General features: G+C 58.4%; 15 protein-coding genes and 3 pseudogenes. 10 read left to right on the top strand and 8 right to left on the bottom strand.

The window, feature by feature from the left end; all coding sequences use genetic code 11:
• Nucleotides 1–93: 93 nt before the first annotated feature.
• Nucleotides 94–1,733 (bottom strand): annotated as a pseudogene (pruA, locus tag RBB80_RS25350) (L-glutamate gamma-semialdehyde dehydrogenase).
• A gap of 115 nt (nt 1,734–1,848) precedes the next feature.
• On the bottom strand, nt 1,849–5,415 hold the full coding sequence (locus RBB80_RS25345) for a polysaccharide deacetylase family protein (protein WP_433965067.1): 3,567 nt from the start codon (nt 5,413–5,415) through the stop codon (nt 1,849–1,851).
• A 141-nt stretch (nt 5,416–5,556) separates the two neighbouring features.
• Here RBB80_RS25345 and RBB80_RS25340 point away from each other — a divergent pair, with 141 nt between their 5' ends.
• The 8 genes from RBB80_RS25340 (at nt 5,557) to RBB80_RS25305 (ending at nt 10,775) form a co-directional block, all read left to right on the top strand.
• Nucleotides 5,557–6,615 (top strand): ArnT family glycosyltransferase, encoded by a 1,059-nt coding sequence (locus RBB80_RS25340; RefSeq protein ID WP_433965066.1) that lies wholly within the window; start codon nt 5,557–5,559, stop codon nt 6,613–6,615.
• The gene (locus tag RBB80_RS25335; protein WP_433965065.1) at nt 6,612–6,926 is read left to right on the top strand and encodes a hypothetical protein; all 315 of its coding nucleotides are present in this window, start codon (nt 6,612–6,614) and stop codon (nt 6,924–6,926) included. Before RBB80_RS25340 ends, RBB80_RS25335 begins: the two co-directional genes overlap by 4 nt.
• A gap of 73 nt (nt 6,927–6,999) precedes the next feature.
• Nucleotides 7,000–8,223, top strand: coding sequence for a hypothetical protein (locus RBB80_RS25330; RefSeq protein ID WP_433965064.1), 1,224 nt, complete (start codon nt 7,000–7,002; stop codon nt 8,221–8,223).
• Between the two features lie 103 nt (nt 8,224–8,326).
• On the top strand, nt 8,327–8,653 hold the full coding sequence (locus RBB80_RS25325; RefSeq protein ID WP_433965063.1) for a PilZ domain-containing protein: 327 nt from the start codon (nt 8,327–8,329) through the stop codon (nt 8,651–8,653).
• 3 nt (nt 8,654–8,656) lie between these two features.
• Nucleotides 8,657–9,310: a response regulator gene (locus tag RBB80_RS25320; protein ID WP_433965062.1), complete on the top strand. Its 654-nt coding sequence runs from the start codon at nt 8,657–8,659 to the stop codon at nt 9,308–9,310.
• Nucleotides 9,226–9,441, top strand: coding sequence for a LuxR C-terminal-related transcriptional regulator (locus RBB80_RS25315; protein WP_433965061.1), 216 nt, complete (start codon nt 9,226–9,228; stop codon nt 9,439–9,441). Before RBB80_RS25320 ends, RBB80_RS25315 begins: the two co-directional genes overlap by 85 nt.
• A gap of 321 nt (nt 9,442–9,762) precedes the next feature.
• Nucleotides 9,763–10,092, top strand: a complete 330-nt coding sequence (locus tag RBB80_RS25310) for a hypothetical protein (RefSeq protein ID WP_433965060.1) — start codon at nt 9,763–9,765, stop codon at nt 10,090–10,092.
• Entirely contained in the window at nt 10,089–10,775 is a 687-nt protein-coding gene (locus RBB80_RS25305; RefSeq protein ID WP_433965059.1) for a hypothetical protein, read from the top strand. The genes RBB80_RS25310 and RBB80_RS25305 overlap by 4 nt, the downstream gene beginning before the upstream one ends.
• Nucleotides 10,776–11,057: 282 nt before the next feature.
• Here RBB80_RS25305 and RBB80_RS25300 read toward each other — a convergent pair.
• Nucleotides 11,058–11,129, bottom strand: a pseudogene (locus RBB80_RS25300) ((2Fe-2S)-binding protein); the annotation flags it as partial.
• Nucleotides 11,130–11,178: 49 nt separating this feature from the next.
• On the opposite strand from RBB80_RS25300, the gene RBB80_RS25295 reads away from it, so the two are divergent.
• Nucleotides 11,179–11,946, top strand: coding sequence for a phenylalanine 4-monooxygenase (locus RBB80_RS25295; RefSeq protein ID WP_433965058.1), 768 nt, complete (start codon nt 11,179–11,181; stop codon nt 11,944–11,946).
• Nucleotides 11,947–12,070: 124 nt separating this feature from the next.
• On the opposite strand, the gene RBB80_RS25290 is transcribed toward RBB80_RS25295, so the two are convergent.
• Nucleotides 12,071–12,619 carry a hypothetical protein gene (locus RBB80_RS25290; RefSeq protein ID WP_433965057.1) on the bottom strand — a complete coding sequence of 183 codons (549 nt, stop codon included), beginning with the start codon at nt 12,617–12,619 and terminating at the stop codon, nt 12,071–12,073.
• Nucleotides 12,620–13,088: 469 nt separating this feature from the next.
• Between RBB80_RS25290 and RBB80_RS25285 the strand changes: the two genes are divergently transcribed.
• Nucleotides 13,089–13,853, top strand: coding sequence for a PEP-CTERM sorting domain-containing protein (locus RBB80_RS25285; RefSeq protein ID WP_433965056.1), 765 nt, complete (start codon nt 13,089–13,091; stop codon nt 13,851–13,853).
• A gap of 4 nt (nt 13,854–13,857) precedes the next feature.
• Here RBB80_RS25285 and cobA read toward each other — a convergent pair whose 3' ends face one another.
• From cobA to RBB80_RS25265, 4 genes and pseudogenes are all read right to left on the bottom strand, one after another.
• Nucleotides 13,858–14,604: a uroporphyrinogen-III C-methyltransferase gene (cobA, locus tag RBB80_RS25280; protein WP_433965055.1), complete on the bottom strand. Its 747-nt coding sequence runs from the start codon at nt 14,602–14,604 to the stop codon at nt 13,858–13,860.
• The gene (locus RBB80_RS25275; RefSeq protein ID WP_433965054.1) at nt 14,601–15,242 is read right to left on the bottom strand and encodes a precorrin-2 dehydrogenase/sirohydrochlorin ferrochelatase family protein; all 642 of its coding nucleotides are present in this window, start codon (nt 15,240–15,242) and stop codon (nt 14,601–14,603) included. Before RBB80_RS25275 ends, cobA begins: the two co-directional genes overlap by 4 nt.
• Nucleotides 15,218–16,021 carry a hypothetical protein gene (locus RBB80_RS25270; RefSeq protein ID WP_433969862.1) on the bottom strand — a complete coding sequence of 268 codons (804 nt, stop codon included), beginning with the start codon at nt 16,019–16,021 and terminating at the stop codon, nt 15,218–15,220. Before RBB80_RS25270 ends, RBB80_RS25275 begins: the two co-directional genes overlap by 25 nt.
• 90 nt (nt 16,022–16,111) lie before the next feature.
• Nucleotides 16,112–16,728 (bottom strand): annotated as a pseudogene (locus RBB80_RS25265) (nitrite reductase); the annotation flags it as partial.
• Nucleotides 16,729–17,164: the final 436 nt, after the last annotated feature.

Raw genomic sequence — 17,164 nt, 5'->3', positions numbered from 1 at the left:
GGCCCAATGCTGCCGGCCCTGCCCAGACCGGTACACGCGTCACGAAGTGACCGCCCTCCGCGCAGGAGGCCCGTCCGGCAGGACAGCAATCTTTTACATCCCCATCTGATCCGCCTGCTTCTCCGCCGCTGGGCTCGCATGCCCTACCTTCTCCGCGATGCTCTTGGCCTGCGTGAACAGCAGCAGATAGTCCGGCCCGCCAGCCTTCGAATCGGTTCCACTCATGTTGAACCCGCCGAATGGGTGAGCTCCCACCATCGCGCCCGTGCACTTCCGGTTGAAGTACAGATTCCCAACGTGGAACTCCTCGCGCGCCCGATCCAGCTTCTCCCGCGAAGCAGTATAAATAGCCCCCGTAAGCCCATACTCCGTGTTATTCGCAATCGCCAGCGCGTCGTCGAAGCTCTTCGACTTGATCACCGCAAGCACCGGCCCAAAGATCTCCTCAAGGGCAACCCTCGCCGTCGGCGCCACATCCGCAATCACCGTCGGAGCGATGTAATATCCACCCTCCGGCGTCTCAATCGCGTGGCCGCCGTTCAGCACAGTGCCTTCCTTCTTGCCGATCTCGATGTAATCCAATGTCTTGCGGTAAGCCTTCTCGCTGATCACCGGCCCCGTATAAACATTCTCCGCCGGATCACCCGTCTTGATCTTCGCCACCCGCTCCTGCAGCCGATCGCAGAACACATCGTAGATATCCGCCGCAACGATCGCCCGCGAACACGCAGAGCACTTCTGCCCGTTGAACCCAAACGCGCTGGCAACTACACCATCCACCGCAGCGTCCAGATCGCAGTCCGCCTCAACAATGATCGAGTCCTTGCCGCCCATCTCAAGAATCGTCCGCTTGATGAAGATCTGTCCAGGCTGTGTCTTAGCGGCCCGCTCGTGAATCTCCAGCCCCACCGCCTTGGATCCCGTAAACGCAATAAACCGAGTCTGAGGGTGTGCGACAACCTCGCTCCCAAACTCAGGCCCTTCACCCGGACAAAGGTTCACAACACCATCCGGCAGCCCAGCCTCCTCCAGCAACTCAAAAAACTTCGCAGCAATCGTCGGAGCATCGACCGAAGGCTTCAAAATCACCGTATTTCCAGTCACAATCGAAGCCGCCGTCATCCCCGCCATGATCGCAAAGGGAAGTTCCAAGGCGGAATCACCGCACCCACGCCCAGCGGAATATACCGCAGCTGGTTGCGCTCTCCCGGAAACTGAATCGGCGTCTTCGCGTCGTTCAGCCGCAACGCCTCGCGCCCATAGAACTCGAGAAAGTCGATCGTCTCGCCCACATCCGCGTCCGCCTCGCCCCAGTTCTTGCCTACCTCGAACGTCAACCACGCGCAAAACTCGAAGCTCCGCTCGCGAATCAGCTCTGCCGCACGAAACAGAAGCGCAGCCCGCTCGGCCACAGGGACTTTGCTCCAGCTCAAAAATGCCGTCTGCGCCGCCTTCATCGCGCCTTCCACATGCTCCGCAGCGGCGCGTTGATGAATCCCAATCACCTCAGCCGGACGCGCTGGGTTCTTCGAGACGATCTTGCCCGCAGTCTTCAAACGCTTTCCGCCGATGACAATGTCATACTCGCGGCCAAGCTCGCTCTCGACCTGTGTCAGCGCCCCCTGCATCCTGCGCTTGTTTTCAGCCGTCGAAAAGTCGACAAACGGCTCGTTGGAAAATGGTGTCTTCGGCGAGATCGCCGGGGCGGAGTGCGTGAGATTCATAGTAGCCATAACGCGTCGATTCTAGCGCGAGTCTTACTCACTCGTCGCTCGTGAGATAGAGGAATTACAGTGCGTCCTATTAGATGCACCGCACAAAGAGTTCGATGGAACCGCTCAAAAGCAGCTAAGCGCCTTCCGTAAGCTTCTCCGTCGCCTTCGACATCTGCGCCGTCCGCTCCAGCTTGTCCCAGTTAAACGGCTTGCCGTCGATCGCGCGCTTGACCGTCTTGAACAACACCACCGAAAACAGCTGCCTATACGTAAACCGCTGAATCCAGATATGGAACAGCAGCCACCCGTCGCCCTTACTCGCCGGATGCTTGCGTTCCAGCGCAAACGCCAGCGCAGAAGCAGCGAAATCAATCACCAGAAACGCAGCAAAGAAGGCCAGAAGTTTATACAGGCTGTCGGTCGATGCCGTCTCCGGATGAAAGTGTTTATCGATGATGTAGTGAAATATTCCAACCACAAACATCAGGTCGATCAGCGGCGACACCAACGGCAGAATGATCTGGAAGATCAAAATATTCGGCAGCGCGAACAAACCCATCGCCCGGTGCTTGCTGATAGCCCCCTTGTGTTTATAGATCGCCTGCAAGATTCCAAACGACCATCGGAACCTCTGCCGAATCAGTCCATCCGCATTTACAGGAGCCTCCGTAAACGCCAGCGCCTGATCCTCGTAGATCACGCAGTACCCCTGCTCCAGCAGGTTCATCGTCAGGTCGGCATCCTCGGCCACCGTGTTCGAGTGGTACCCTCCGCCCGCCTTCACCGGCGCAGTCCGCCACGCACCAATCGCCCCCGGAACCACCATCACCACATCGAAGAGATCCAGCGCGCGCCGCTCGAAGTTCTGGCTCGTGATGTACTCAAGCGCCTGCCAGCGGGTCCACAGGTTCACCCGATTGCCGACCTTCGCGTTGCCCGCCACAGCTCCGATCTTCGGATTCGCAAAGTGAGGTACCAACCTCGCAATCGCATCATGCGCAATCACTCCATCCGCATCGATCCCAACGTAGATCTCTTCGTCTAACCGTTCCAGCGCGTAGTTCAGCGCATCCGCCTTGCCTCCGTTCGGCTTGCTGATTACCGTCAGCCTGCCCGAGGCAATGTCCGCCGGATACGCATCGCGCGCAACATCAAACGTGTTGTCCTTTGAACCGTCGTCGATCACGATGATGCGAATGTTCTTGTAAGTCGACATCATCACCGAGCGGATCGTCCGAACAATAACCTTCTCTTCGTTATAAGCAGGGATCAGCACGGCAACTCTCGGCTGATACTCCGGCGTCGCAAAGTTCTTCCTCTTGCGCAACCGGTCGATGATCGCGAAGATGCCGATGATGATCAACCGAGCACTCATCAGAATGTCGCCGACGAAAAATACGCCCACAACAAAGTAATGGAAGAAGCTGTAGAAGAAGAACGTGAGCGAATCGGCGCGAGCCTGCCAGCGCTGATGCGGCGTCAGCTCCGGCATCACCTCCGCACGTGTCTTGCCCACCAGCTCCGACACCGGAACGATCTCGTAACCACGTGCCTTCAAAGCCTCAATCAGCACAGGCAGAGCCGCAATTGTAGCCGACCGGTCGCCCCCTCCGTCATGCAGCAGAATCACCGAGCCGCGGTTCCACGGCCTCGTCTTCATGTCTTCAATCTGCTGAAAGACGCTATCGGTAATCTCCTGCGGAGTCTTCCGCGGATGTTCATCCCAATCATTCGTGTCGATCTTGTTGCCGACGATCACATAGCCCAGGCCCTGAATCTTCTCCACCGGCGCAGCCTGGTCATTGGTATCCGGTTCCTGGTCAATCGAATAAGGAGGACGGAAGTAAAGCGGCTGGACTCCAAGCTTCGACGCGAACAGCCGCTCCGTCAGGTTCAACTCCAGATCCACCTGCCGGTTCGAGATTTCGCTGATATCCGGATGAGACCACGTGTGATTGCCGATCTCATGACCCTCGCGAAAGACCCGCTGCATTACGCCAACGTAGTCTTCGGCGACTTCCCCGATCATGAAGAACGTACCCTTCACGTTGTACTTCTTCAGGATGTCCAGAATCTTCGGCGTCCACTCCGGATCAGGGCCGTCGTCGAAGCTTAGCGCAACCTTCTTGTCGTTGTAGCCATACTGCTCGACCGTGTACGAGAGCGGATAGGACTGCATCGACTCCTGCGTCACCATCCGGTACTCCAGCGGCACGGAGTCGTCGTCGTCCAGCGTCACCACGCGGTCGCCAAGCTGCGGCTTACGCGTCACGCGAAGAATGTCCCCCTGACCCTCCGTATCGACGTCGTATCCAGGCTCGACCTGCGCCAGATCCTTCACCGGATCCGAATGCTGCGGATGATCCCAGATCTTCCACATCGAGTTGTCTTCCGAGCCCAGGCGCCACAGCGCATACGTCTGAATGCCCAGCTCGCGCGCCGCCCGCATCTGGTTCAACATCGTGACAGCGTCGAGAAACCAAACCTGATGACGAACCTGGGCGTCCTCATCGTCGTACGCAAAGTGCACGTTCATCGAGTCGTCGTCGAGATCAATCTGCGAATCGGAGTCAGACGCCGCCTGCCACGCATCCTGCGTCGAAAGGTCGTGCGCAGACAAAATCTTTTCAGGAGCCGCCTTCTTCTTCGTAGCTGACTTCTTCGCTCCCGGCTTGCCCACAGGCTCCGGCGGAGGCAGCGCTGTCGTCCAGTCATAGCCGTAGCTCCCCAGCGCGCAGATGATCTTTTCCTTGGGAACCGTCTTCAACACGTTCTTCAGATTGTCGATGAACCAGTCCTGCGAAGCGATCGGCCCCGGTCCGCTGTCTGTCTGGTGCTCGTCATAGTTCATCAGCAGCAAACCATCGGAGTGGTCCGCCATGAACTTCAAATCCCAGTCATCATCGCCCACGGGCGTGTTCACGTAGAGTCGCAGATTACGCGGATGGAAGTCCTCGTACAACGCCGCAATCAAAGCTCTGAAGCCGGGCTGCGCGTTCGTAGGAATCTCTTCGAAGTCAAGCGACAGCCCGCGATAGCTGGGGTTTCCCGCCAGAAAATTGTGAATCTGTTGAAGGAAGGAGGCTCGAGCCGAATCACTTGAAAGAAATCCGCCGACCTCCGGCACCCACAGTCCTCTCCGTGAGTCGTAGTTATTTACCAGCGGAAAGATATCCAGGTTGACATGGTTGGCCGCAACGGTTCGCGCAACCTTGCCCTCGCGGTCCACCTGGTGCACTCCAGCCTTATCCACCACGTCGTAGGCACGATTGTCCTGGGTATAAGAGACCACCTCGCCGCTCGTCGTCACCACATGCAGCCACTCAGGGAACAGCAAGTCGACCTGGGCAATATGTTGCTTCAGCGAAGAATAGCTCGCCGGATCATCCTCCACGTAGTACGCCGCGCGCAGACCTTCGCCCGAGTTCAACGGAACGTCACCCGGTTTCACATCGGTCTTTCGGTGGGCAGATCGATGCAGCTTCTGGCCCGGCTTCAACGGCGGGGTCGTCTGGTTCGCCAGTGCCCGGTAGTTTCGCTTCTGCGCCCGCAGAAACAGCTCCGGCAGCGGCTTCATCCTCATTAAGCCAATGACGAAGACAGTCCCCAGCACCAGTCCCAGCAGGGCAAGTACGTCAAAAATTCGGCGCAGCCGCTTCCAGCGCTTGCGTTGTGGATCGTAGAAGACTTGTCTATTCATTGAGTAGTACTGGCGACTCTGCGCATGCGGCTGTGTCCCATCGTATGCAGGCCAAACCCTCGAGTCAACGCATCCAGCGAGAACCTCCCCGCAGCAGTATGATGCAAAAGACATGATCCAGGGAAAGCTGAAGACAGTTCTATGGGCTGCGCTCCGCTTGCAGCAGGGCTCACCTTGCGCCTTTGGTATGTGCTGCATGCAGGCCGCGTCGAAGGCGACACCCTCATCTATGGAAGCATCGCCAAAAATTGGCTCCAACACGGCATCTATGGATTCACCCTGGGGCAGGACATCCCCAAGCCGACCCTCATCCGTCTCCCTGGCTACCCGCTCTTTCTCGCCGTCTGCTTTCGTCTCTTTGGCTTCGACCGCTACGTCGCCATCATGTACCTTCAGTGCGCGATCGATCTCTGCACCTGCCTCCTGATCTCCGCTCTCTCAGGCAGACTCTTCGGACACCGTTCCGCCAAAGCCGCATTGTGGCTCGCTGTCCTATGTCCCTTCACCGCGATCTACGCAGCAGCCCCTCTCACTGAAACCCTCACCCTCTTCACCATTGCCCTCATCTGGTACAGCCTCGAGCGCTGGCAAAGCGCGGGCGCAGCGTTCAACCGCTGGCTCCTTGCGATTACCGTCGCCATGGCGTACTCCGTTCTACTGCGTCCCGAGCAGGGCCTCCTTCCCGCCACAGTCGTCCCGGCGATGATCTGGATCGTCTGGCAAAAAACCGGCCGCCGTCTCTCCCTCCCAAACCTCCGCCCCATCGCACTCTCCGCAATCTGCGTCGTGCTCCCGCTGGCGCCCTGGGCCATCAGAAACTGGCGCACCTTCCACGTCATCCAACCGCTGGCGCCACGCAACGCCACCGATCCCGGCGAAAGCGTCCCAACCGGCTTTCAGCATTGGTATCGCTCCTGGGCCATCGACTTCGCCTCCACCGAGCAGTTCTACTGGAACTACGACAGCACGGAGCTCCGCATCGACGAACTCCCCACGCGGGCCTTCGACTCCGAAGACCAATACGAACGAACCGCCGCTCTCTTATCCGACTACAACCAGAAAAACAACGCGACCCCGCCTTCGATCAACGCTTCGAGGCCCTCGCCGAGCAGCGCACTCACACCCACCCCCTCCGTTACTACATCGCCCTTCCCGTCGCCCGTCTTGCGAACATGCTCTTCCGTCCGCGCCCCGAGATGATGCAGATCGGCCTCGACTGGTGGAACTGGCATGAATACCGCGGCAAAACCCTCCTCGCCTACGCCTCCGCAGCGCTAAACCTCGCCTACTTTCTTCTCGGCGGCATCGGCCTCTGGCTCTGGCGGAAGAGGCCAGGGACCTACCACGCACTCGCCTGTGCGATGGCAGCCTTCTTCGTTCTGCGCTGTGCCCTGCTGCTCACCCTCGACAACTCCGAACCCCGCTACACCCTCGAGTTCTTCCCCCTGCTGATCGTCTGGGCAAGCTGCATCTTCCGCATCGACTCCAGGCACACGGCAACGCCCAACTGAAATCCCCGACCCAACTGAGCCAAACCCTCAATTCCTGCGCTTCGCAATCAGAACAGCGGCTACACTAGCTCCCATGCTGCAGCCCTATCGCGACCGCTTCAACGCGCAGTTCACCTCGTCCAAATACGATGACCTCCTCGCCCACCTCAACCGCCGCACACGAACCAGCGTAGACTTCCGCGTCGCCGAAACGCCCTGCTTCTTCCCAAACTCCCTCATGGAAGAGCTCTCCCAAACCGGTGCCCACCTTACACACCAGCTTCTCGACAACCCCGCATACCTGCAGGCCTCCGAGCAATGCGTCCCCCGCAATACCGCATGCCCAACGCGGACCCCAGCCCAACTTCATGACCGTAGACTTCGGCCTCGTTCGCAACTCCGACGGCACCCTCAGTCCGAAGCTCGTCGAACTTCAGGCCTTCCCTCCATCTTCGGCTATCAAGATATCCTCTGTCGCCAGTACATCGAAACCTACAACCTCGAACCCGCCTTTAGCTGGCATTTAGGCGGCCTCAACGAGCAAACCTACTGGCAACTGCTCAGCAAAGTCATCCTCAACAACCACGCCCCCGAAAACGTGATCCTCCTGGAGATCGACCCCGACCATCAAAAGACTCTCCCGGACTTCCACATCTACGAGGACAAGCTCGGCATCGCCACCGTCGACATCACCACACTCATCAAACGCGGCAATCGTCTCTTCTACCATCGCAACGGCCGCGAGATCCCCATCCACCGCATCTACAACCGCGCCATCGTCGACGAGCTCGAGCGCAAGAACATCAAACTCCCCTTCGACTACCGCGACGCTCTCGATGTCGAGTGGGCCGGCCATCCCAACTGGTACTTCCGCATCAGCAAATTCTCACTCCCGTACCTCGACCACCCGGCCGTCCCCAAAGCCGTCTTCCTCGACGACTGGTACGCCCGCCCATCTCTCTCAGGCCTCCCCGAAGACCGAGAAAACTCCTCCTCAAACCTCTCTACTCCTTCGCAGGGAAGGGAATCCAGTTCTCCCCCACCGACGACGATCTCAGCGCCATCGCACCCGCCGACCGTCATCTTCACCTCCTCCAGCAACGCGTCTCCTTCGAGCCCGTCATCCACACCCCCACGGCCCTACCCAGGCCGAGATCCGCATCATGTACCTCTGGCCCGACGGCGGAGACCTCCAGCCAGCCATCGCCCTCGTCCGGCTCGGACGCGGTCTGATGATGGGCGTCGACCACAATCGCAACCAGCTTTGGGTAGGAGGCTCCGCCGCGCTGTGCCCATTGGGGTAACCTTCCTTTCATAAAAATGCTGCCGCTTTGGAAAAGCTGCGGTAAACTCCACAGTGTCAGCATTGGCGGGTTTGCGCGTTTATGTCCTATCTGCAATTCAGGTCCGGAGGAGGTCGAGTGGCTCAGTGGCAGATGCCAAATGGGGAAAATCCAGTTCGCACCGCAGTACGTTTCCCTATGAGACTTCCTATACGGGTGCAGACCGAGGACGGCGAACTGGACGCAATGACCGAGAACATCTCGGCCAACGGTCTGCTTTTTGTAAGTGATCAGTTGCCGCGGGTGGATAGCAGAATTGAGTTCACGATCGCAATGCCCGCTGCAGTGATGGGCGCCGCAAATGATGTCACCATCCATTGCATTGGTCGTGTCGTACGCCACTATTTGCAGAATGGAACGAAAAAAGCCGCCGCTGTGATCGACGAATATTCTTTAAAGGCTTGATCTATGACAGTAGTTAATTTTGACCCAATCCGAAGCAACGAAGACCTTCCAGAAGAGGAGTCCGCTCCTACTGCGGGAATTCGTGTCATCCTCGCAGACTCGCAGGCCATCTACCGCGTGGGAATGAAGAAGGTCTTTGCGCTCGAAGACGATATCCGCGTCGTCGCACAGGTGGAAACGCTCCAGAACCTCTACGCCGCTCTTCAGCGCTACCCCACCGACGTCGTTCTGCTCGAGGGCCAGCTCATCTCCGGCACCATCGACGCCATCCCCGAACTCGTCCGTCAGGCCCCCGAAGCCAAGCTCATCGTTCAGGTCACCGAGGCCGACGAGTCCAACACCGTCGAGCTCTACCGCCGCGGCGTTCGCGGAGTCGTGCCCCGCTCCATCTCCCCCGATCTCCTCGTCAAGTGCGTCCGCAAGATCGCCGAGGGCGAGACCTGGATCGACAATCAGTCCATCAGCTGGGTCATCGAAGCCTACCGCTCCCAGGCCACCAGCCTCACTGACCCAAAGGTCCAGCCCAAGCTCTCCAAAAAGAACTCGCCATCATCAGCTGCATCACCCGCGGCATGCGCAACAAAGAGATCGCCTACCAGATCGGCACCACCGAGCAGGTCATCAAGAACTACCTCCGCAAGGTCTACGACAAGCTAGGCGTCTCCGATCGTCTGGAGCTAGCTCTCTACTGTCTCCACCATGAGCTGCTCAAGAAGTACCTGGGCGACGCCGAAGGCCAGATGGCACCGCACACCGAGCCCTCGCAGCCTCTCCGCGCCAAGATGTAAATCAATACCAACGCCAGTAGCTCCACTCAAAACTTCGTCGTTCACCGCTAAGTCAGCCAACTCAGCGTGCCGCGTGAGCTTACCCACGAAGCTGACTTTTCCTGTGCGCTCCTGACGGTGTCCAGCCTGGCTGATTTATGAGCAGACTACACCTGTAGGATCGCTGCCGAAGTCGCATTTGTAAAAAGACTGTTCAATTTTATTGCCTTGGAATAGAATTTCGACTTCCTGTACCCGGTCGGCGAGTACGGGCTGACGGCCCAACACCCCTCTAAAAATTCATTCCCCGCGCTGAGCTTAGGTGCACCTTAAGGAGACCCCATGAGCTTCCCTTCAGGCAGGTTAGTCAAACACGTCCAGATCTTCCTGGCATTGCCGATCATCATCGCAGTGCTTAGCGTCTCGTCCGCCGCTCAGGGCAACGAGACTGCCACCCCGCAGCTTCCTCTGGCAGGGACCTCCCGACCCGCGAACGTACCGGCCGGCTTTGTGATTACTCCGTTCGGTTACTTCCACTCTCGTGCGTTGAAGTCCTCAAGCCGGGCGAACACCTGTTACCCAACCACCGCCTTCAACATGCTGACGGCTCCATTGAAGCCAGCACTCCCTCCTGCGCCTACCCTCACTTCACTCCGGCGGGGAGGACTGTGAGCCCGAATGCCCCACAGACCAGCAAGACCAGCGCGGCAGAATCTCCCGAAGTGAACGGCTGGGTAGAGAACTCGAACGTCACCACTGGCTCCCCATCCCGTTCCTACGCGGCTCTTGTCGCGAGGTGGACCGTGCCCCCTCATCCGCTTGCCGAGGATGGTCAGGTTCTCTTCTTCTTCCCCGGACTGGAAGATATCAACGACCAGCAGACGAGCATTCTTCAGCCCGTCCTCGGTTTGTATGGCGGGCAGTGGACGATCGCCAGTTGGAACTGCTGCCTGAGCGGCATCGTAGTCTCCAGTCCGGCGGTGAACGTCCAGACGGGTGACAGGATCTATGGGTCCATGACCAACACCTGCGGGACCGGCACCTTGAGTTGCGCCACCTGGAATGTGCTCTCCGTTGACCTTTCAACCGGCCAGAGCACCGTCCTGGCCGACACTCCCAGTGACGGGCAGGTCTTCAACTGGGCGTTCGGCGGCGTGCTCGAAGCTTATTATGTGATCCGCTGTGAGGACTACCCTCCGGATCGGACCTTAGCGTTCGAGGACGTTACACTCTTTGACCAGAATCTTCGTCGCCTTCACGATCCCGCGTGGAACAGTGGGGCTGGCTCGGGGATTTCGCCGCAGTGCGGATACGGAGCATCGGCAGAAGCCCATCGGATCAATTTGCGCTTTTGAGAGCCACGAGATCGGCCGAGCCACTCCGTCGGCCAATCACCCGGCGCAAGTCAAACTCCCAAAACCTGTCAAGCCTCGAAGTCCATTAACTCGCTGATAAACAAGAGGATCCGATTTGCGCATGAGTTCCCCTCCACCAGCTATACTCAAATCAGAAGAAAAGACCCCGGCACACGTCGGGGTTTTCCTCTGCCCAAAAATACTTAACTATCTGAATTAAAAGACTTTAGTATTAACCCGTTTACAATCAATACTTTGCAAGCACTTATTCCTGTAAGTCGTTTAATCTAAGTACGTTGCGCATAAAGTACCCCCAGGGGGGATAACCCGGTATCCAAAGCAACACAATCGACGTCAGAAAGATGTATCCTTCTGCTGGCATAAGGAGCCGACAACACAACCCATGGGAATCGCAACCTCAACCCTGAATCTGGCCCAAGGCAAGCTGCATGTGGCCGCACCATACCTCATCGAACAGACCTGGGCGGAGTACACCCCCGAGCAGCACGCCATCTGGAGCGAACTAGTAAGCCGCCGCATGCCCCAGCTTCGCCAGCACGCCTGCAAGGAATATCTAGACGGCTTCCAACAGATCGGGCTCCGCGAAGATCAACTCCCGAACCTCTCCGAGGTCAGCGCCCTCCTACAGCCGCGCACCGGCTGGCAGTCCACCCCGGTCAGCGGCTTCCTACCCGCCGACGCCTTCTTCGAGATGCTGGCGGCCCGCATGTTCCCCACCACCACCTGGCTCCGCTCCCGCGACTCCATGGAGTACACGCCCGAGCCGGACATCTTTCACGACGTCTTCGGCCACGTCCCCATGCACGCCCACCCCGTCTTCGCCGACTTCCTCGAAAGCTATGGAAAGATCTGCGCCCGCCTTACCGATCCGGTGGCACTCGAGCGCATGGGCCGCCTCTTCTGGTTCACCGTAGAGTTCGGCCTCATCCGCCAGGACGGCGAGATCAAGGTCTACGGCAGCGGCCTCATCTCCTCCCACGGTGAGTGCACCCGGGTCCTCGCCGGAGGATGCGAGGTCAAAGACTTCAACCTCGACGCCGTACTCAACCAGGAGTTCCAGACCAGCGAGATGCAGCCCGTACTCTACGCCGTCGAGTCCTTCGATCAGATCTACGAAGCCACAAAACAGGCCGAAAGCAGGCTGGCCTGAGATCGTTGTGGAATAATTGACAAGCAGAGACCGGAAGACCAGGCGTGGTCTCTCATCTCTCAAAGAAAAGCGGCTGCGGGCATATAGCCCACAGCCGCTGTTTTATGAATCAACTGACCAACCGTTACCGGTGTCCGCCACCACCGTGACCGCCGCCGCCACCGTGGAATCCGCCACCGCCACCGCCGCCGTGGAAGCCTCCGCCGCCACCACCACCATGGAAGCCTCCTCCTCCACCGCCGTGGAAGCCTCCGCCTCCAGAGGCGCCGCGATAGCCGCCGCCATAGCCGCCACCACCGTGATATCCACCACCGTAACCGCCACGGTATCCGTAGCCCCCGCGGTATCCAACGCCGCCACGATAGCCGTAACCGTATCCGCCGCGATAACCATATCCCCATCCGCCCCGGTAGCCGTAGTATCCACCGCGATACCATGGGCCGGCGCCGATGAAGAGTCCGCCGCTAAACCACGAGGGGCCATAGTAGCCGTAAGGAGCGCAGGCATAGGGGTAGTAGCCGTAGTATCCGTACGAACATACCGGCGCGGCATAGCCGTAGCCTCCATAAACGGGGCCGCCAATGCCGACCCCAACTGAGACTTGGGCGTGGGAGTAGGCCGCTGCCGGAATGACCAGAATAGCGAGCAAAGCGAGATAACGAAGGAAGCGCATTTCAGATCTCCTGAGCGAAGCCCAGTACGCCGTCTGGCGTCAGTGGCTTTGCAGGATCCGGTTTTTCGAAGAGGCCGGCATCCTGATCTATAAGAACGCAAAACTCGGGAAAATGTTGTGCTCGGGTGTAATTTGGGGCCCGGCGTGCAAATAGTTGCGGAACCACGACGGACCGTTCTCTTTCCAAGCGGTCGCGGTCAACTGGCAGTCCAACGTGACTACGCTTGACTCGATCTATGAATAAAGTGAAGTCAGTTTTGATGAGATTCCCTATTTGGTAAACAAAAGAGAGAAAAGAGAAAACAATTCGCTAGGGCAGGGTAATATATTCCCAACTGTGCAAAGGTTTTACTTGAATATTGCAATATCTAGCAGGTTGGAAGGAGCCATCTGCTTTGGCCCAGAGATTGCTTCTACATCAACATTCGTCAGGTCTTCACTACAGACGAGAACTTCCCTAGGGTGAATTATGCGTCGCTTTGCTTATCTTCTGCTTCTGGTGATCTTTGTAAGTGCATCTGCATCGTGCGTAAGCGCATCCACCGACTGCGAGCGGTGGTTTGTCGCCTATCGCCACGAACTGGCGCACTCCCGTCAGCTCCAGCGAATCGCCGCTGCAAAGCGCCGCGCCCAGCTGTACGCTCAGCGCAAGATTCAGGTTCAGCCGAAGCCGAAGCTCGTTCCTGCTGTCGCAAGGGGTCCGCGCATGACCCGCCCGCAGACGCTCCACCGAATCAACCTTGCGTGCGGCGTTCTACCCGACGGCGGCGGCGATGAGCCTCTCGTGGCAGAGGACACACCCGCTCCTTTCCACTCCGAACTCCGTTCCAACGACGGTATAGATCTGCTGCCAACTGGTCTGGGCGAGATGGTTGCCGCCAATGACGTCCCGCCACCTCCTTCCTATGAAGGCGTCTCCCCGGAGACTCCATCGCAGGGCGGCCCACCCGTCTACTTTCCAGGCTTCGGCGGCGGCGGCGGAGTCGGTCCCGGCACTCCCGGAAAAGGTGTGACGGTCCCTCCAGGTACCCCGGGTAGTCCAGGAACACCAGGTACACCAGGCACTCCAGGAACCCCTGGTACACCCGGAACCCCAGGTACACCCGGCACACCCGGCACTCCGACTACACCTCCTCCAACAATCCCGGTTGTTCCAGAGCCTTCCAGCTATGTCCTCGTGCTAACCGGAGTGGTCGGCGCAGCTGGTGCGATTCGTCGCAGATTCAAAGCCTAGTCTCTTAGCTGCCTGTTACCTGCTCCGACACCTGAATGGCATTGCCGATCAGCAGGATCACCGGAGCAGGACCAACAGCCCCGTCGTCGAGTCGGGCAAGAGTCGTACTGTAGACATGCTCATCGAGGGTGGTCGCCTTACTGATTGCGACACACGGCGTATCGCCGGCGATGCCGGAGGAGATAAGATCCTCGGCCAACGCGCGGAATTTGCGGCCCGGCATATAGATCACCAGAGTAGCGTCCTCTGGGAGGGCCCCGGCCCACTTCGGCGTGAGCTCCAACTTTTCCGCTGCGTGATGCGCTGTAGCAAGTATCAGCTTCGAAGCTGCGCTGCGATCGGTTAACGGCGTTCTTAGCCTTGCAGCCGCAGCAAACGCGGTCGTAATACCGGGGACGATCTCGAACGGAATCTTCGCCCCACGCAGCGCACCGATCTCCTCACCCGCCCGCCCAAAAATCAGCGGATCGCCGGACTTGAGCCGCAGCACGGACCTGCCGGCCTGTGCCGCCTCCAGCATAAGAATGTGAATCTCGGCTTGTGTAATACGGGGCTGCCCACATCGCTTCCCGACCGGTATAACCTCAGCCCCGGCATGGGCCAGCGACAAGATCTCAGCAGAGACCAGATCATCGGGCAGGATCAGGTCTGCGGTTTCAAGCAGCCGAAGCACCCGAAGTGTAAGCAGGTTCGGATCACCTGGTCCTGCACCTGCTAAATAGACGGTTCCAGGCTGGGCAGCAGCGTTCACGATTTCTTCTCAGGTAATGGATTCTTCAAAGCATGTTCGCGCGCAAGCAGACGAGACGGGCAGGCCTCATAACCGCACACCTCACGCTGTGCGAGTTGGTGAAGAAGCAGCTTCCGCTCTTCATTTAGCGGCTCCATCTGTGTCACCTCGCGCCGCAGATTACCGAGGTTGGTCAGCCAATCCCCGACGTCGAGCGGTAGTTGCGCATTGATCTCTTTGCGCAGCCTCTGGGCCAGTGCAGGACTCGCTCCCGCGGTCGAAATAGCGATTTGTAGATCGCCACGCCGCACCACAGAAGGAAAATAAAAATCGCAGAACGGCGGATCGTCCACTGCGTTGCAGAGGATGTCGTTCTCGATCGCTTCCTCGAACACAGCCCGATTCACCACAGGATTATCAGTCGCAGCAACCACCAGGAACTGTCCCGATAGGTCGCCTGCGATATAACCTCGGCGCACCCATTCGATCTCGCCCGCAACCGCCATTTCGACGACGCGAGGACGAGCTTCCGGCGCAATCACTGTAACCTTGGCATGCGCGGCCAGCAGGGAGTCGATCTTCGCTTCAGCAAGATTCCCGGCCCCAATCACGATGCATGGCCGGGCAGCAATCTTCAGAAAGATAGGAAAAAGATCCATGGAACTAGGCTACTCTCCCGGCGCGTGACGGCCGGCACCGACTGGCGGAGCGTCACGTTCCACTGGATCGACAATCGTACCCGCAAGTTGAGCGCGAAGGCTATCGTCATCGGTGCGAGCGAAGTACGCTCGCAGATCTTCTTCCGGCCGACGAGCCTCAAGATATCCACGCAACAACCGCTCGATAGCATCCGGAACATCTTCCGCCGCCGCGCGATAGCCCAGCGGTCGAGCGGTCCGGCAAACCTGCCCACCGCTCCTCCAACGCAAAAATAGAATGCGTCTACCGATCTCCCGTCCTTTTTTATCTTCTTGCCCTCAAGGCCAATATCCGCGATCCAGTGCTGTCCGCAGCTGTTGGTGCAACCGGTCACGTGGAGCTTGATCTGTTGGTCGAAGCCCGGAAGGCGCTCTTCCATCTCACTTACCAGCCACTTTGAAAAGCCCTTCGTCTCCGCGATCGCCAGCTTGCAAAATTCGGTGCCGGTGCAGGCTATCGCCCCCCGCCAGAACGCTGAAACATCCACGTGCAGTTCCATCCCGTTCAATGCCAGTACCAGAGCCGCCGCCTTTTCGTTCGGCACATTGACGATGAGGATGTTTTGCATGATCGTTGTGCGAAGCTCTCCGCTGCCATACTGCTCGGCCAATTCCGCCAGTTGATGTAGTTGCTCACCCGAGATGCGACCACGCAACACACTGGCTCCCACCGACGACAAACCAGCCTGACGCTGTGGCGCGATGCCAATGTGATCGCGATAGACATCGTCAGGAATCACGTCTTCGTCGGCAGGACTGGGATCCAATTTGTAACCCAGCTTGGCCTCCAGGGCGTCCAGGAAAGACTCCGCAGTCCAGCCATGCCGCATAAAAAGATATTTGATGCGAGCCCGAGTGCGGTTTTCACGAAGCTCCTGCTGCTCTCGAAAGATCTCAGCCGTGGCATGCACAGCCTCGTACGCCTGATCCTGCCGGATAAATGCCGGAATACGAACCGCAAGATGAGGTTCTGTCGACAGGCCTCCCCCACCCGCAACGTATATCCAATCTCTTCCTTGCCGTCGACCGTACGCTTGATTGCAGTCAGTGCAACGTCATTGATCTCCGGGTACGAGCACCACAGCGGGCAGCCAGTGACAGAGATCTTGAACTTGCGCGGCAGGTTGTAGAACTCAGGATTAGCCGTGAGCTTGTGTGCAATCTCCACAGCCAGCGGTGAAGCGTCGATAAGTTCGTGCCCATCGATTCCGGCGAGTGGGCAACCGGTCACGTTGCGAACTACATCACCACACGCACCCTTTGGACTAAGCCCGACCGTAGTAAGCGCATCAACGACCTCAGGTAATGACTCAATGGTCAGCCAGTGCAGTTGTATATTTTGGCGCGTCGTAATATCCGCCAGATCTCGTCCGTACTTCTTCGTAAGGTCTGCAATGACACGCAACTGAGCGCTGGTCAGAATACCGTTCGGCAGCCCGATACGCATCATGAAGTATTCGGTGGCCTTACCCTCGCCGCCGATACCTCCAGTGGCTCCCACCCCATCGCCCTGTGTATAAATCCCCCACCACTTGAAGTAGAGGTTCGCCCACTCCGGAAGCACCGATTCTCGGCCCTCTTTGGCGAACTGGCGGACCTCCTCCCACGCCTCCCACGGATTTTTCGCCAGCTTCAGGCGTTCGGACTTTTGTGCTTTGGTCTCTTTGACGGCGGGTATACCGGCGGTGCTCATGATAAGAATCCTTTTTGTGTGGGGCAGAAACAAGAAAGCCCACTGTATAAGTGGGCGCTGGTGGCTTTGCTAAGAAAAAGGGAGACTTATCCGGTAAGTCCACCACTTAGGCAAAGGCGACGGCGCACAAGGTCGCGACAACATGCCCGACAAGCGATGGATAGGTGCGAGGTCAAATTCACCATACGTC

This window comes from Tunturiibacter gelidiferens (genome assembly GCF_051013345.1).
Taxonomy (GTDB): Bacteria; Acidobacteriota; Terriglobia; order Terriglobales; family Acidobacteriaceae; genus Edaphobacter; species Edaphobacter gelidiferens_A.
This window is presented reverse-complemented; position numbering and strand designations above follow the sequence as displayed.

What these genes read in the sequence shown, in the direction of transcription:
- RBB80_RS25320 (WP_433965062.1), top strand. Translation starts at nt 8,657, where the DNA reads ATGACAGTAGTTAATTTTGACCCAATCCGAAGCAACGAAGACCTTCCA.
- RBB80_RS25290 (WP_433965057.1), bottom strand. Translation starts at nt 12,619, where the DNA reads ATGCGCTTCCTTCGTTATCTCGCTTTGCTCGCTATTCTGGTCATTCCG.
- RBB80_RS25335 (WP_433965065.1), top strand. Translation starts at nt 6,612, where the DNA reads ATGATGCAGATCGGCCTCGACTGGTGGAACTGGCATGAATACCGCGGC.
- RBB80_RS25345 (WP_433965067.1), bottom strand. Translation starts at nt 5,415, where the DNA reads ATGAATAGACAAGTCTTCTACGATCCACAACGCAAGCGCTGGAAGCGG.
- RBB80_RS25310 (WP_433965060.1), top strand. Translation starts at nt 9,763, where the DNA reads ATGAGCTTCCCTTCAGGCAGGTTAGTCAAACACGTCCAGATCTTCCTG.
- RBB80_RS25340 (WP_433965066.1), top strand. Translation starts at nt 5,557, where the DNA reads ATGGGCTGCGCTCCGCTTGCAGCAGGGCTCACCTTGCGCCTTTGGTAT.
- RBB80_RS25330 (WP_433965064.1), top strand. Translation starts at nt 7,000, where the DNA reads ATGCTGCAGCCCTATCGCGACCGCTTCAACGCGCAGTTCACCTCGTCC.
- RBB80_RS25315 (WP_433965061.1), top strand. Translation starts at nt 9,226, where the DNA reads ATGCGCAACAAAGAGATCGCCTACCAGATCGGCACCACCGAGCAGGTC.
- RBB80_RS25285 (WP_433965056.1), top strand. Translation starts at nt 13,089, where the DNA reads ATGCGTCGCTTTGCTTATCTTCTGCTTCTGGTGATCTTTGTAAGTGCA.
- RBB80_RS25295 (WP_433965058.1), top strand. Translation starts at nt 11,179, where the DNA reads ATGGGAATCGCAACCTCAACCCTGAATCTGGCCCAAGGCAAGCTGCAT.
- RBB80_RS25275 (WP_433965054.1), bottom strand. Translation starts at nt 15,242, where the DNA reads ATGGATCTTTTTCCTATCTTTCTGAAGATTGCTGCCCGGCCATGCATC.